This is a genomic window from Nocardioides sp., from assembly GCF_035547795.1.
GTDB lineage: Bacteria > Actinomycetota > Actinomycetes > Propionibacteriales > Nocardioidaceae > Nocardioides.
Genome location: NZ_DASZUF010000018.1, coordinates 1 through 12526, shown reverse-complemented (window position 1 = coordinate 12526; position 12526 = coordinate 1). Strand labels below are relative to the sequence as shown.

Genomic DNA, 12526 nt, shown 5'->3' with positions numbered 1-12526 from the left:
CCAGCTCGCTGGACACTCAACCCGCCAAAAGTGACTCTTCGAGCTAGAAGCCGAGCTTGCGGAGCTGGCGGGGGTCGCGCTGCCAGTCCTTGGCGATCTTGACGTGCAGGTCCAGAAAGACCGGTACGCCGAGCAGGTCGGCGATCTGCAGTCGGGCCCGCTTCCCCACGTCCTTGAGCCGGGCACCCTTGTGCCCGATCACGATGCCCTTCTGGGAGTCGCGCTCGACATAGAGGTTGGCGTGCACGTCCAGCAGCGGCCTGTCCTCGGACCGGCCCTCGCGCAGGCCCATCTCCTCGACCACCACCGCGATCGAGTGCGGCAGCTCGTCGCGGACACCCTCCAGCGCCGCCTCGCGGATCAGCTCGGCGACCAGGATCTCGTCGGGGCTGTCGGTCAGCTCGCCCTCGGGATAGAGCGGCGGCCCCTCGGGCAGCAGCCCCAGCAGCAGGTCGGCGAGGAGCGCCACCTGGTCGCCGGAGACGCTGGAGACCGGCACGATCTCGGCCCACTCGATGCCCAGCTCGCGGCCGAGGGCGGCGATGTCGAGCAGGTGCTCGGCGATCCGCTCCGGCGTGGCCAGGTCGGTCTTGGTGGCCACGGCGACCCGCTTGATGCCCTTCTTCAGCTTGCCGACGCTCTCCGCGATCCGTCGGTCGCCGGGGCCGATCCGCTCGTTGGCAGGAAAGCAGATCGCGACCACGTCGACCTCGGTCCAGGTCGCCTCGACCAGGTCGTTGAGTCGCTCCCCGAGCAGGGTGCGGGGCCGGTGCAGCCCGGGGGTGTCGACCAGGACGAGCTGGCCGTCCTCACGGTGCACGATGCCCCGGACCACGGTCCGGGTGGTCTGCGGCTTGTCGGAGGTGATCGCCACCTTGCGCCCGACCAGGGCATTGGTCAGCGTCGACTTGCCGGCGTTCGGGCGCCCCACGAACGACGCGAACCCACTCCTGTAGCCGGTCATCGCCGCTCCTGTGCCTGTGATTGGGCATCGTCGTACTTCGCCCAGATCTCCTCGTCGCTGAGCCCGGCGGCCTTGCCCGCCCGCCAGATCGGCCCGGGGTCCACCGCCCGCGGCTGGCGGACGGCACCGCCGCGCCAGTAGCCCATCACGTCGTACGCCGACGACGGCAGCCGCCGCACCCGCATCAGGTGCTTGCGGATCGCCCGCATCTGGGACGACTCCCCGGCCATCCAGAAGTAGCCCTCGCCCGCGGGCCAGTCGATCGACTCGACCACCTCGGCGATCGCCGACGCGCCATCGCGGGGCGGAGTCGACCACCGCACGTCGGCGTCGGCCGGCAGGTAGCCCTCGACCACGTCCGGCGACTCGACCCACAGCCTGGTGGGCAGCGTGCTCGACTCGGCGATCCGTGCCATCGCGGGCAGCGCGGTCAGGTCGCCGACCAGCAGCAGCCAGCCGGCGCCGGCGGGCAGCGCGAAGGAGCCCTTCGGCTCGGTGACGGTGACGGTCTCCCCCACCACGTCACGCTGCGCCCACTCGGTGACCAGGCCCTGCTCGTGCACCACGACGTCCAGGGTCAGCTCGGCGCCCTCCCACGACCGCACCGTGTAGTAGCGGCTCTGGAACTGCCCCGGCACGACCAGCCCGACCCACTCGTCCGGGATCCCGGTCGAGGCGAAGCCGTCCAGCCCGGCCAGCACGATCCGCACGAAGTGATCGCTGAGCTGCTCGCGCCGGACGACGTGTGCGGCGTACTGCTGGGCCCTGGTGCTCATCGAGAGAAGGCTAGTGGCCGCACCCCTCAGACACCGAAGTCGTGCCGCAGCGGATAGCCGCCGACCCCACCGACCGTCTTGGTGGCGAGCACGTGGTGCAGCTGGATCTGGTTGGTCTCGAAGCCGACCCGCGAGCCCGCCATGTAGAGGCCCCACACCTTGGCCGTGCCCAGGCCGACCTCGGCGACGCAGGCGTCCCAGTTCTCGACCAGGTTCCTGTTCCACCCGGTGAGCGTCTTGGCGTAGTGCATCCGGAAGTTCTCGTGGTGCTGCACCTCGAGCCCGGCGTTCTCGACGGCGGTCACGATCGTGCCCGAGCCGGTCAGCTCGCCGTCGGGGAACACGTAGCGGTCGATGAACGCCCCCGCGCTGTTCCTGCCTCGGCTGTTGTCGCGGGTGATGCAGTGGTTGAGCAGCCGCCCCTGGTCCTTGAGCTTGGACCGGATGAAGCCGAAGTACGACGGATAGTTGCCCACCCCGATGTGCTCGGTCAGCCCGATCGAGCTCACCGCGTCGAAGTCGCCCTCGGCGACGTTGCGGTAGTCGGAGAACCGCACCTCGGCCAGGTCGTCGAGGCCCTGCCGCTTGATCTCCTCCTGCGCCCACAGCGCCTGCTGCTCGCTCAGCGTCACGCCGAGCGCCTTGACGCCGTAGTGCTTGGCGGCGTGCCGGACCATGCCGCCCCAGCCGCAGCCGAGGTCGAGCAGCCGCTGCCCGGCCTTGAGGTCGAGCTTGCGGCAGATCAGGTCGTACTTGTTGGCCTGCGCCTCCTCCAGCGTGGCGTCCTCGGTCGGGAAGACGGCGCAGGTGTAGGTCATCGATGGGCCGAGGACGTACTCGTAGAACGTGTTGGAGACGTCGTAGTGGTGATGGATCGCGTCGGCGTCCCGGCGCTGACTGTGCCGGCCCCAGCCGATCAGATCGCGGGCGTGCTCCACCCGGTGCCGCCAGCCGGGCAGGTGCTCCTGCGGCGGCGGCTTCGGCGGGTTGAAGCTGCCCAGCCCCAGGGTGCGGGCGATGCCGACCAGCTCGGTCACCGCGGGCCGCTTGAAGTCGGTCTTGCCGACGATCAGTCGCAGGATCGGGTAAGGGTCACCCGGGTGGGTACCCTCCAGCTCCAGGTCACCGCTGACGTAGGCGCGCGCCAGGCCGAGGTCACCGGGCGCGGTGAGGATGTAGGCCAGTCCGCGCTGGTTGACCAGCCGCAGCCCGTACGGCGAGTCCTGGTCGCCGGCGACACTGCCGTCGTAGGCGCTCAGCCTGACGGGCAGACCGCCCTCGAAGAACGAGTCGAGCGTGGATGCGATGCCACTCATCGCCGTTTCACCGCCTTGTCATAGAGGCTCGTGAGCCTGTCGTCGGGGTCGTAGCGACGCTTGACGGCCGCCAGGTTGGCCCCGTCGTACAGCGCGTCGAAGGTCTCCTGGTCGTAGAACGCCTCGGAGTAGAGCGACTTGTGGCCGCCGAGCTGGTGCACCTTGGCCTCGATGGCGCGGTTCTTGGGCGCCTCGACCGCCTCGGGGCCGACGTGGACGGTGCCCCAGAAGCCGACGTTGACGTAGGTGCGGTTCGGCTCGAGCGGATACGACGGCCAGGCCCGGCCGGCCACCAGCGGGCACAGCCACACCGGCCGCATCCCGATCTCCTCGTCGAACCACTCCAGGAACGCCGCGAGGTTCTCGACCGGCACCTCGATGTCCTGCACCACCCGCTCGCGCAGCGGGCGGCCCGCCCGCCGGTCGAGCCGATCGGCGATGTGGAAGCGTCGGTCCAGGCCGAGCAGCTTCATGTAGACGTCGCTGCGCCGGAGGCGCTCGGGCCAGAACCGGCGGATCAGCGGGTGCTGCGCGCCGAACGCACCCGAGCACCAGAACCAGTCGGTGTCCCAGCGCCACAGGTAGTCGTACATGGTCAGCAGGTCGGTCTCACGCTCCTGGATGGAGCGGTAGAAGATCGCCTGGCCGGAGTGGTAGTCCGAGGGGCCCTGGCCGGTGCGCGGGATCGTGGAGATGTCGGTGAAGCGAGCCAGGGTGAGGTAGTACTCGCCGGGCCCGAACGCCACCCCGTCGAGCCCGTCCACGCGCTGGCCGCCGTACTCCTTGCTGAGGGTGACCTCGGCGATGGTCTTGGCGAGCAGGTCGGCGTCGTCGAAGCGGACGTGCCGCAGCCGGACGTACGGCGGCACCTTCTCCAGCCTGATCTTGAGCCGGGTGGCGTAGCCCAGCGACCCGTAGGAGTTGGGGAAGGTGTCGAACAGGTCCTCCCCGGGGCGGGTAGTGACCACCTCGCCGGCGCCGGTGAAGACGTCCATCTCGAGCACCGACTCGTGCGGGAGGCCGTTGCGGAAGCTGGTCGCCTCGATGCCGAGGCCGGTGACGGCGCCGCCCAGGGTGATGGTGCGCAACTGGGGCACCACGAACGGGATCAGACCGTGCGGGAGGGTGGCGTCGACCAGGTCCTCGTAGGTGCACATGCCCTGCACGTCGGCCGTCCGCGCGGCCGGGTCGACCTCGATCACCCCGGTCAGGCCGCTGACGTCGAGCCCGGGCGCGGACGTGGCAGTGCGGGCGCGGAACAGGTTGGTGGTCCGCTTCGCCAACCGGACCGGCTCCCCCGCGGGGATGGCGGCGTAGGAGGCACGCAGCCTCGCGACCGCCGCCTCGTGCTGCTCCCAGGCGCTGTTCACACCCTCAACCTACCCTGAGCCGTCGGCCCCTGACGCGGCTCGTCCCCGATGGGCCAGGCATCGGCGGGTTCAGTAAACTGCGCCCTACCCCCACCACCCCACCGAGGTCTTTCGGGAGGACCCCCTTGCCCAGCGCAGCCGAGCGCGACGCCATCGCCTCCATTGCGGAGAAGGCCACGCCGTACTTCGAGGCCAACCAGGTCAAGTGGCGCAGCAAGCCCGTCACCCAGGCGCGCGTCGCGCTGGCCGTGGAACAGCTGCTGAACCACATGCGGGAGAAGAAGGTCGACATGGCCACGATGCCGGGCCTGACCGCCTACCGCGACGACGACGGCATCCATCTCACGATCGAGCTCGGGACGCTCCCGCTGGAGTGAGCTGCGGCTCCACCCGACGGATCCGCAGCACCCGCTCCCGCTCGCGCGCCTCGACCTGGTCGCGGCGGCGGCCGGCGAGCAGGTGGCGCAGTGTCACGATGCCCACCACCCGCGACTCGTCCTCGCGCTCGACCACCGGCAGCGCTGTCACGTCCTCCATCGCCATCTCCTCGGCGACGGCCCGCAGCGGCTGGTTGGCGTGGGTCACGACCGGGTCGGGGAGCATCAGCTCCGCGACGGTGCGGGTGTCACCCTCGCCGGCGGCGAGCAGGTCGCCCCGGGTGACCACGCCGATCATCCGGCCACCGTCGTCGACCACCGGGTAGAGCCGCTGGCGCCAGCTCTGCTCCGGTCCGCTCAGCTCGGCGCGCGCCGCGGCGACCGTCAGATCGTGCTCCAGCTCGATCACGTCGGTGAGCATCACCTCGGAGACGAACACGATCTCGAGCGGGTCGACGTCGTACTCCCGGCTGAGGTGGTAGCCCCGTCGGGCGATCTTCTCGGTCAGCACCGAGCGCTTGAGCAGCAGCACGGAGACGCAGTACGCCGTGAAGGCCGCGGCGGTCAGTGGCAGTAGGGCGTCCCAGCGCTGGGTCAGCTCGAGAGAGAACACCACGCCGGTCAGCGGCGAGCGCATCACGCCGCCCAGCACACCGGCCAGGCCGACCGTCGCCCAGAAGCCGGCGCCGACGTGCGGGAACACCTGCCCCTCCAGCGCGCCGATGGCGCCGCCGATCATGAACATCGGCGCGAGGACGCCGCCCGAGGTGCCCGAGCCCAGCGAGAGCGACCAGATCAGCGTCTTGACCACCAGGATGCCGACCACGAGACCGAGCCCGATCCGGCCGGTCAGCTCCGCGTCGATGACGTCGTACCCGACGCCGAGGGCCTGGGGAACCACCAGCCCGCCCAGTCCGATCACGAGGCCGCCGATGGCCGGCCACCACATCCAGTGCAGCGGCAGCCGGCGGAACATGTCCTCGGAGAAGTAGACCAGCACGGTGGCCAGGATGGCCAGCAGCGCGGAGACGACGCCGGAGAGGACGCACAGCGGGTAGACCACGTCGCTCAGGTGCAGGACCCCGTGCACGGGGAAGATGGCGCCGGCGCCGAGCAGGTGGTGGCGCAGCACGGTGGCCACCACGACGGCCAGCCCGACCGGGACCAGGCTGCGCGGACGCCACTCGAACAGCAGCAGCTCCGCGGCCAGGCAGACGGAGGCCAGTGGCGAGTTGAAGATCGCCGCCATGCCGGCGGCCGAGCCCGCCACCAGCAGCGTCTTGCGCTCGTCGGCGGTCAGCCGCAGGCACTGCGCGAGCAGCGAGCCGAGCGCGCCGCCGGTCATGATGATCGGCCCCTCCGCGCCGAACGGGCCGCCGGTACCGATCGAGATCGCCGCCGAGATCGGCTTGAGTACCGCCACCCGGGGCTGGACCCTGCTGCCCCCGAGCAGGATCGCCTCGATCGCCTCCGGCATCCCGTGCCCACGGATCTTCTCCGAGCCGTAGCGCGCCATCAGTCCGATGATCAGGCCACCGACGACCGGAGCGAGCAGCACCAGCCACCAGGCCGCGTGCTCCCCGGGCGAGACCAGGGCGGTCGAGACCCGGTGACGGAAGACGCCGTTCGTGATGAGCCCGATCAGCCGGGTCAGCGCCCAAGCAGCGACCGCACCGCCGGCGCCGACGGGCAGGGCGAGTGCGACCACGAGGAGCATGCGCGGCCTCGCGGAGAAGTCGCCCAGGTGGCGGACGTCGCGGACAGCTCCGGCGGTGGTCGCGGGCACGCGGTCTCCTCTCGATATGTCGTATTACGACATATTACAGTGACGGGGTGGTGACCGACGCGCAGTACCAGCGGCTGCTCGCATTCCGGAACGCACTGCGCCGGTTCGACCGGTGGAGCCGGGACGCCGCCCAGGCCCACGGCCTCACCCACGCACAGCATCAACTCCTGCTCGCCGTGCGCGGCAGTACGACGCCGGGAGGCCCCACCATCGGCGAGATCGCCGAGGCGCTGCTGGTGCGGCACCACACCGCGACCGAGCTCATCGACCGCACCGAGGAGCTCGGGCTGGTGGCGCGGGTGCGCGACCGCGAGGACACCCGGCGGGTCCACCTCGGCCTGACCGAGCAGGGCGCGGCCCGACTCGCCGAGCTGACCGCCGTCCATGTGGAGGAGCTGCGGCGACTGGCCCCGATCTTCGAGTCCCTCCCCCGGGCCGAGCGGCGGTAGCCTCCTGCCGCACAGCCGCTGGCTCCGCAGGGTCAGCCGGTGGCCAGGCCCGCCGCCGCGACGATCTCCTCCAGCGCGGCCACATGCCCCTCGAACGCCGACCGCCCCGCCGCGGTGAGGCGCGCCCGCAGCTTGTGCCGGCGGCCCTCCAGCCGGCGCTCGGTGGCGACATATCCGGCCTCCTCGAGGGTGGCCAACTGCTTGGAGAGCGCCGAGTCGGACAGGCCCAGCCGGTCGCGCAGATAGGCGAACTCGGCCCAGTCAGCCGCGGCCAGCGTCGCCACCAGCGAGAGCCGCGTGGCGGGATGGATCAGCTCGTCGAACCGCGCCGTCGTCATGCCCGCACCCAGCGGCGCAGCGTGCGGAGGATCTCCGGGCCGCCGAAGCCCACCACCGCCGCGACGACCACGGCGGCCCAGAGGGCGGCATGGCCGGCGCCGTCGGCGTCGATCAGCAGCGCCGCCGCCACGGTCAGCGCGACGAGGAGCACGAGCATGCCGACCACGACGTACGGCGTGCGGTGGCCGGCGACCGCCGCGCTCACCCTCACCCCGTCGCTGCCGCGTCGGCCGTCGAGCAGCCGCGAGGCGAGCGCCGCGTGGCCCGCGCCGAAGAGGACGGTGGCGACGATGACCAGCCAGGACGGACCGAACTCGCCGATCACGCCGAGCACGACCCAGCCGGCCGCCATCGCCCACCAGTAGCCGCGCGGCAGCCCGATCTCCTCGGCGACCTGGCGGCGGGCGTGGGCGACGGCGGCGAGCGCCTCCCCTGCGTCCTGCGATGCGACGGGGTCCATCGATTCCTCACTTTCCTAAATGGAAAGAGAGTCTCACTTTCCCGACGGGAAAGTCAATGCCTCACGAGGCCAGAGTCGCTCCGAGGGTGCCGCGCGGGTCGCCGACGTGGATCGTCACGCCGGCGCCGGCGAAGTCGCGGACGACGGCGAGGTCGGCGTCGGCGATCTCGTCGGCCTCGGTGAGGAGCACCACCGCCTCGAGCCCCTTCGACCCCGAGGCGACCGCCATCGCGACGCAGACGCCGACCGCGGATACCTGGAGCGACGGCAGCGCGACGGTGCCGGCGGCGTAGGTGCGGCCGTCGGTGTCGCGGACGGCGGCCCCCTCCGCGGCTCCGGTGCGCGCCCTCGTCGCGCGCGCCAGCGTCACCAGCTTGCGGTCCTCCGCGCTCAGCTCACTCACCCGCCAGACGATAGCGGCGTCAGGGCGCCAACAGCTCGTCGAGGTCGATCGACACCGCCACGTCGGCGTAGGGGACCGTCACCTGGCCGGCGGTGTGGCGGCCGGTCTCCACGAACGTGCCGTCGTGGTTGTCGAAGGCCAGCAGCAGCCGATCGCGCGGGTCCACGATCCAGTAGTGCCGGGCGCCCCAGCGCGCGTAGCGCACGAACTTCGCGAACAGGTCGTCACGGCGGTTGCTGGAGAGCACCTCGACCACCAGCAGCGGCGTGCCGGTGAAGGTGTGGTCCTCGGCGGTGACCGGATGGACCATCAGGTCGGGGATCAGCTCCTCGCGCACGTCCGGTGGCGACCAGCCCCAGCCGATCGTGACGCCGGCTCCGACAGGCTTCGTCTCCCGGAGCACATCGAACAGCCGGCCGACAATGTCTTGGTGGTGTCGCCGCGGGTGGTTCATCAGGACGAGCGCCCCCTCGTAGTACTCACTCGGGACCAGCTCGTCGTGCGCGAGGTACTCCTCCCAGGACATCGGAATGCGCACCAGGTCGTCCTCGGTGGGACGGACGATGCTCATGACTGACCTCCTCTCGCCGGCGCCTCCCGAGATCGTCGCCGACATCTCCATGCTGGGCAAGGAGCGGACGCCGGACAAGGGACGTCATCGCCTCCTGTGGACAACCGGGCGATCAGCCACCGGCCGGCTCGATCCGCACCGTGGTGATCTTGTTGCGCCGCCCGGCCGTCTCCTCGGCGGTGAACCGCAACCCGTGCGCCTCCACCTGCGAGCCCGGGATCGGCACCAGGCCCAGGTGCTTGGCAAGCAAGCCGCCGACCGAGTCGACGTCCTCCTCCTCGACCTCGAAGCCGACCAGCTCCTCCAGGTCGTCGACCAGGAAGCGCGCCGGCACCCGCCAGGCGCCGTCCTCCAGCCGCACCGGTTCGCGGGCCTCGGTGTCGTACTCGTCGGTGATCTCGCCGACGATCTCCTCGAGGATGTCCTCGATGGTGATCAGCCCGGCGGTGCCACCGTACTCGTCGATGACGATCGCCACGTGCTGCCGACGCTGCTGCATCTCGGCCAGCAGGTCGTCCACCGGCTTCGACTCGGGGACCCACATGACCGCGCGCATCAGCTCGTCGACGCGCTGGGTGAACTCCACGTCCGGCGCCTCGAAGTCACGCCGGACGACGTCCTTGAGGTAGACCATCCCGACCACGTTGTCGAGGCTGTCGTCGATGACCGGGATGCGGGAGAAGCCGCTGCGCAGGAACAGCGACAGGGTCTGGCGCAGGTTCTTGTGCCGCTCCACGAAGACCACGTCGCCGCGGGGCACCATCACCTCGCGGGCGACGGTGTCGCCCAGCTCCAGCACCGAGTGGATCATCGAGCGCTCGTCGTCCTCGATGACGTTGGAGGCCTCGGCCAGATCGACCAGCTCGCGCAGCTCGGTCTCGGTCGAGAACGGGCCCTCGCTGAAGCCGCGGCCCGGCGTGAGTGCGTTGCCGACCAGGATCAGCAGTCGCGGCAGCGGTCCCAGCACCCGGGTCACGGCGGTCAGCGGCATCGCCGCGAGCAGGGCGACCCGCTCGTTGTGCTGGCGCCCGACCGTGCGGGGTGCCACCCCGATCGCGACGAAGGAGACGACGAGCATCACCGCGATGCAGGTGGCGTACGTCGCCGGCCCGGCGCCGCCGTACCAGCCGCGGACCAGCAGCGTCACGATCACGATCGCCGCGATCTCGCACAGCAGCCGCAGCAGCAGCGCGGTGTTGAGATAGCGCGGCGGGTCCTCCAGCAGCGCCACCAGCCGGCGGGCGCCGGGGCGCCGTTCTTCGAGCAGCTCCTCGGCGCGGGCGTGCGAGAACAGTCCCAACGCGGCGTCGGCAGCCGAGAACAGCCCCGCCAGGACGACCAGGACGGCCGCGATGACGACGAGCGCCGGGTCGCTCACTGGGATCTCACCGGGATCTCACTGCGGAGCGGTGGCCTTCGAGCCCCACTCGGCGAGGAGCTGGGCCTGCAGACCGAACATCTCCCGGTGCTCCTCGGGCTCGGCGTGGTCGTAGCCGAGCAGGTGCAGGATGCCGTGGGTGGTGAGCAGCTCGATCTCGGCGATGAGCCCGTGCCCGGCCGCCTCGCCCTGTTTCTCCGCGATGCTCGGCGCCAGGATCAGGTCACCCAGCACGCCTTCCTCGGGCTCCTCGTCGACCAGTCCGGGGCGCAGCTCGTCCATCGGGAAGGCGAGCACGTCGGTCGGGCCCTGTTTCTCCATCCACTGCTCGTTGAGCTGGGCGATGGTGGGCTCGTCGACGGCCTTGATGCACAACTCCGCCTGGGGATGCACCCGCATCCGGTCCATCACGAAGCGGGCCAGCTTGGCCAACCGGTCCACGTCCAGGTCGTACCCGGACTCGTTGAGGACCTCGATGCTCACTTCTCACCCTTCGTCATGGCCTGGCGCTCGTTGCGGGCATCGTAGTCGTCGTACGCCGCCACGATCCGCCCGACGAGGCGGTGCCGCACCACGTCGTGGCTGGTCAGCCGGTTGAACGCCAGGTCCTCGACGTCCTCGAGGATCTCCTCGACCACGCGCAGGCCCGAGCGGGTGCCGCCGGGCAGGTCGACCTGGGTGATGTCGCCGGTGACGACGATCTTGGAGCCGAAGCCGAGCCGGGTGAGGAACATCTTCATCTGTTCGGGCGTGGTGTTCTGCGCCTCGTCCAGGATGATGAACGCGTCGTTGAGCGTCCGGCCGCGCATGTAGGCCAGGGGCGCGATCTCGATCGTCCCGGCGGCCATCAGCTTGGGGATGAGATCGGGGTCGAGCATGTCATGCAGCGCGTCGTAGAGCGGGCGCATGTAGGGGTCGATCTTCTCGGTCAGCGTGCCGGGCAGGTAGCCCAGCCGCTCCCCCGACTCCACCGCGGGCCGGGTGAGGATGATCCGGTTGACCTGCTTGGACTGCAGCGCCTGCACGGCCTTGGCCATCGCCAGGTAGGTCTTGCCGGTGCCGGCGGGGCCGATGCCGAAGGTGATGGTGTGCTTGTCGATGGCGTCGACGTACCGCTTCTGGTTGAGCGTCTTGGGCCGGATGCTTCGACCGCGATTGCTCAAGATGTTGAGGGAGAGTACGTCGGCAGGCTTCTCGGTCGTCTCCGCCCGCAGCATCGCGATCACGCGCTCGACGGTTTCCGGAGCGATCCCCTGGCCGGTGCGGATGATCTGGACGAGCTCCTCCAGGAGTCGCTCGATGAGGGCGATCTCGTGCGGCTCGCCGTGCAGCGTGATCCGGTTGCCGCGGACGTGCACGTCGGCGTCGAAATGGCTCTCGATGATGCCGAGGTACTCGTCGGCGGGTCCGAGGACGCTGACCATGTCCACGCTGTTGGGCACCACCACGGTGTGTTTGGTGGTCGGACGTGCTTCCTGCTGCTGGTCGGTCATAGATGCCCGGCGTGGGCCCCTCTCCAGGTCGACGTATGCCTCGTGTGTCTTCATGCTACGAGGGTCAACGGCGCGGCACACCTGCGTTGTTCCAGCCGGCGCGGGATCATGGGGGCATGACCACGCGAGCGCTCCACCGTCCCGCAGCCCTCTTCGCCGCCGGCCTGATCCTCATCGGGGGTCTGGCCGCCTGCGGCTCGTCGGGGAGTACGACGGCAGGCGACCCGTCCGAGCCGGCCACCAGCAGCGCGCCGACCGCGGTCGACACCTCGCCGGCTCCCTCGTCCCCGGTTCCGGCCGATTCCTCCACGCCGGCCTCGGCCGAGACGGGCTCGCCGATCGCCGACGGCGCCGCCCCGGCCTCGGTGAGCATCGACTCCCCCGCCAGCGGCACTCATGCCTCCGGCACGCTGGTGGTCTCGGGCACCGCGAACTCCCCCGAGGCGAACGTCCCCTGGGAGGTCGACTCGATGATCGAGGGCGTCGTCGCCTCCGGGCACGCCACCGCCGACGGCTGGATGGACAAGGCATACCCGTGGAAGACGAAGGTCGACCTCTCCCAGCTGCAGCCCGGCACCTACACGTTCACCGCGCGGGTCGACGACGACTCCGACAACGAGGGCACCAAGCCGCCGGAGGCCACCATCACCTTCGTGATCCCGGACGCTTCCTAGGTCTAGGGATCGCCTGCTGGCTGTTGGTCGAACCGTCCTCCACAGGTCCCCCGAACGGTGGTGGCCGACGGCGCGGAGCGGGCCGTAAGGTTCCGATCAGGCGCCGCGGGTCCCGGCGTCAACCTCGGGAAGGACCACCATGGGCAAGCACACCCGCGGCACCGCCGCAC

Annotated in this window: 15 protein-coding genes; 3 read left to right on the top strand and 12 right to left on the bottom strand. The window is 70.6% G+C overall.

Annotation, left to right across the window (positions count from 1 at the left end; genetic code table 11):
- Positions 1–43: 43 nt before the first annotated feature.
- From era to VHA72_RS01530, 4 genes are read right to left on the bottom strand one after another with little or no spacing between them, the layout of a single operon-like run.
- On the bottom strand, positions 44–964 hold the full coding sequence (era, locus tag VHA72_RS01545) for a GTPase Era (protein WP_325572684.1): 921 nt from the start codon (positions 962–964) through the stop codon (positions 44–46).
- Positions 961–1740: a siderophore-interacting protein gene (locus VHA72_RS01540; protein WP_325572683.1), complete on the bottom strand. Its 780-nt coding sequence runs from the start codon at positions 1738–1740 to the stop codon at positions 961–963. The genes era and VHA72_RS01540 overlap by 4 nt, the downstream gene beginning before the upstream one ends.
- A gap of 26 nt (positions 1741–1766) precedes the next feature.
- On the bottom strand, positions 1767–3056 hold the full coding sequence (locus VHA72_RS01535; protein ID WP_325572682.1) for a class I SAM-dependent methyltransferase: 1290 nt from the start codon (positions 3054–3056) through the stop codon (positions 1767–1769).
- A complete protein-coding gene (locus VHA72_RS01530; RefSeq protein WP_325572681.1) occupies positions 3053–4426 on the bottom strand; it encodes an FAD-binding oxidoreductase in 1374 nt (457 codons plus the stop codon). The genes VHA72_RS01535 and VHA72_RS01530 overlap by 4 nt, the downstream gene beginning before the upstream one ends.
- A gap of 125 nt (positions 4427–4551) precedes the next feature.
- Here VHA72_RS01530 and VHA72_RS01525 point away from each other — a divergent pair, with 125 nt between their 5' ends.
- The gene (locus tag VHA72_RS01525) at positions 4552–4803 is read left to right on the top strand and encodes a hypothetical protein (RefSeq protein ID WP_325572680.1); all 252 of its coding nucleotides are present in this window, start codon (positions 4552–4554) and stop codon (positions 4801–4803) included.
- On the opposite strand, the gene VHA72_RS01520 is transcribed toward VHA72_RS01525, so the two are convergent.
- Positions 4769–6589, bottom strand: coding sequence for a chloride channel protein (locus VHA72_RS01520; protein WP_325572679.1), 1821 nt, complete (start codon positions 6587–6589; stop codon positions 4769–4771). The two genes, VHA72_RS01525 and VHA72_RS01520, sit on opposite strands and share 35 nt — an antisense overlap.
- 47 nt (positions 6590–6636) lie before the next feature.
- On the opposite strand from VHA72_RS01520, the gene VHA72_RS01515 reads away from it, so the two are divergent.
- Complete coding sequence (locus tag VHA72_RS01515; protein WP_325572678.1) at positions 6637–7038, top strand: MarR family winged helix-turn-helix transcriptional regulator; 402 nt, start codon at positions 6637–6639, stop codon at positions 7036–7038.
- 32 nt (positions 7039–7070) lie between these two features.
- Here VHA72_RS01515 and VHA72_RS01510 read toward each other — a convergent pair whose 3' ends face one another.
- From VHA72_RS01510 to VHA72_RS01480, 7 genes are all read right to left on the bottom strand, one after another.
- Entirely contained in the window at positions 7071–7376 is a 306-nt protein-coding gene (locus VHA72_RS01510) for a transcriptional regulator (RefSeq protein ID WP_325572677.1), read from the bottom strand.
- Positions 7373–7837, bottom strand: a complete 465-nt coding sequence (locus VHA72_RS01505; protein ID WP_325572676.1) for a hypothetical protein — start codon at positions 7835–7837, stop codon at positions 7373–7375. Before VHA72_RS01505 ends, VHA72_RS01510 begins: the two co-directional genes overlap by 4 nt.
- Before the next feature lie 61 nt (positions 7838–7898).
- Positions 7899–8240, bottom strand: a complete 342-nt coding sequence (locus VHA72_RS01500) for a cytidine deaminase-like protein (protein ID WP_325572675.1) — start codon at positions 8238–8240, stop codon at positions 7899–7901.
- Between the two features lie 19 nt (positions 8241–8259).
- Positions 8260–8811, bottom strand: coding sequence for a Uma2 family endonuclease (locus tag VHA72_RS01495; protein ID WP_325572674.1), 552 nt, complete (start codon positions 8809–8811; stop codon positions 8260–8262).
- A 112-nt stretch (positions 8812–8923) separates the two neighbouring features.
- Positions 8924–10195, bottom strand: a complete 1272-nt coding sequence (locus tag VHA72_RS01490; protein ID WP_524538561.1) for a CNNM domain-containing protein — start codon at positions 10193–10195, stop codon at positions 8924–8926.
- Between the two features lie 12 nt (positions 10196–10207).
- Positions 10208–10672: an rRNA maturation RNase YbeY gene (gene ybeY / locus VHA72_RS01485; RefSeq protein ID WP_325572672.1), complete on the bottom strand. Its 465-nt coding sequence runs from the start codon at positions 10670–10672 to the stop codon at positions 10208–10210.
- Complete coding sequence (locus VHA72_RS01480) at positions 10669–11682, bottom strand: PhoH family protein (protein WP_325572685.1); 1014 nt, start codon at positions 11680–11682, stop codon at positions 10669–10671. Before VHA72_RS01480 ends, ybeY begins: the two co-directional genes overlap by 4 nt.
- A gap of 116 nt (positions 11683–11798) precedes the next feature.
- On the opposite strand from VHA72_RS01480, the gene VHA72_RS01475 reads away from it, so the two are divergent.
- The gene (locus VHA72_RS01475) at positions 11799–12356 is read left to right on the top strand and encodes a Gmad2 immunoglobulin-like domain-containing protein (protein ID WP_325572671.1); all 558 of its coding nucleotides are present in this window, start codon (positions 11799–11801) and stop codon (positions 12354–12356) included.
- Positions 12357–12526: the final 170 nt, after the last annotated feature.

Excerpts from the sequence above, each read along its gene's own strand:
- era (WP_325572684.1), bottom strand. The coding sequence starts at position 964 with ATGACCGGCTACAGGAGTGGGTTCGCGTCGTTCGTGGGGCGCCCGAAC.
- VHA72_RS01540 (WP_325572683.1), bottom strand. The coding sequence starts at position 1,740 with ATGAGCACCAGGGCCCAGCAGTACGCCGCACACGTCGTCCGGCGCGAG.
- VHA72_RS01535 (WP_325572682.1), bottom strand. The coding sequence starts at position 3,056 with ATGAGTGGCATCGCATCCACGCTCGACTCGTTCTTCGAGGGCGGTCTG.
- VHA72_RS01510 (WP_325572677.1), bottom strand. The coding sequence starts at position 7,376 with ATGACGACGGCGCGGTTCGACGAGCTGATCCATCCCGCCACGCGGCTC.
- VHA72_RS01505 (WP_325572676.1), bottom strand. The coding sequence starts at position 7,837 with ATGGACCCCGTCGCATCGCAGGACGCAGGGGAGGCGCTCGCCGCCGTC.
- VHA72_RS01495 (WP_325572674.1), bottom strand. The coding sequence starts at position 8,811 with ATGAGCATCGTCCGTCCCACCGAGGACGACCTGGTGCGCATTCCGATG.
- VHA72_RS01480 (WP_325572685.1), bottom strand. The coding sequence starts at position 11,682 with ATGACCGACCAGCAGCAGGAAGCACGTCCGACCACCAAACACACCGTG.
- VHA72_RS01475 (WP_325572671.1), top strand. The coding sequence starts at position 11,799 with ATGACCACGCGAGCGCTCCACCGTCCCGCAGCCCTCTTCGCCGCCGGC.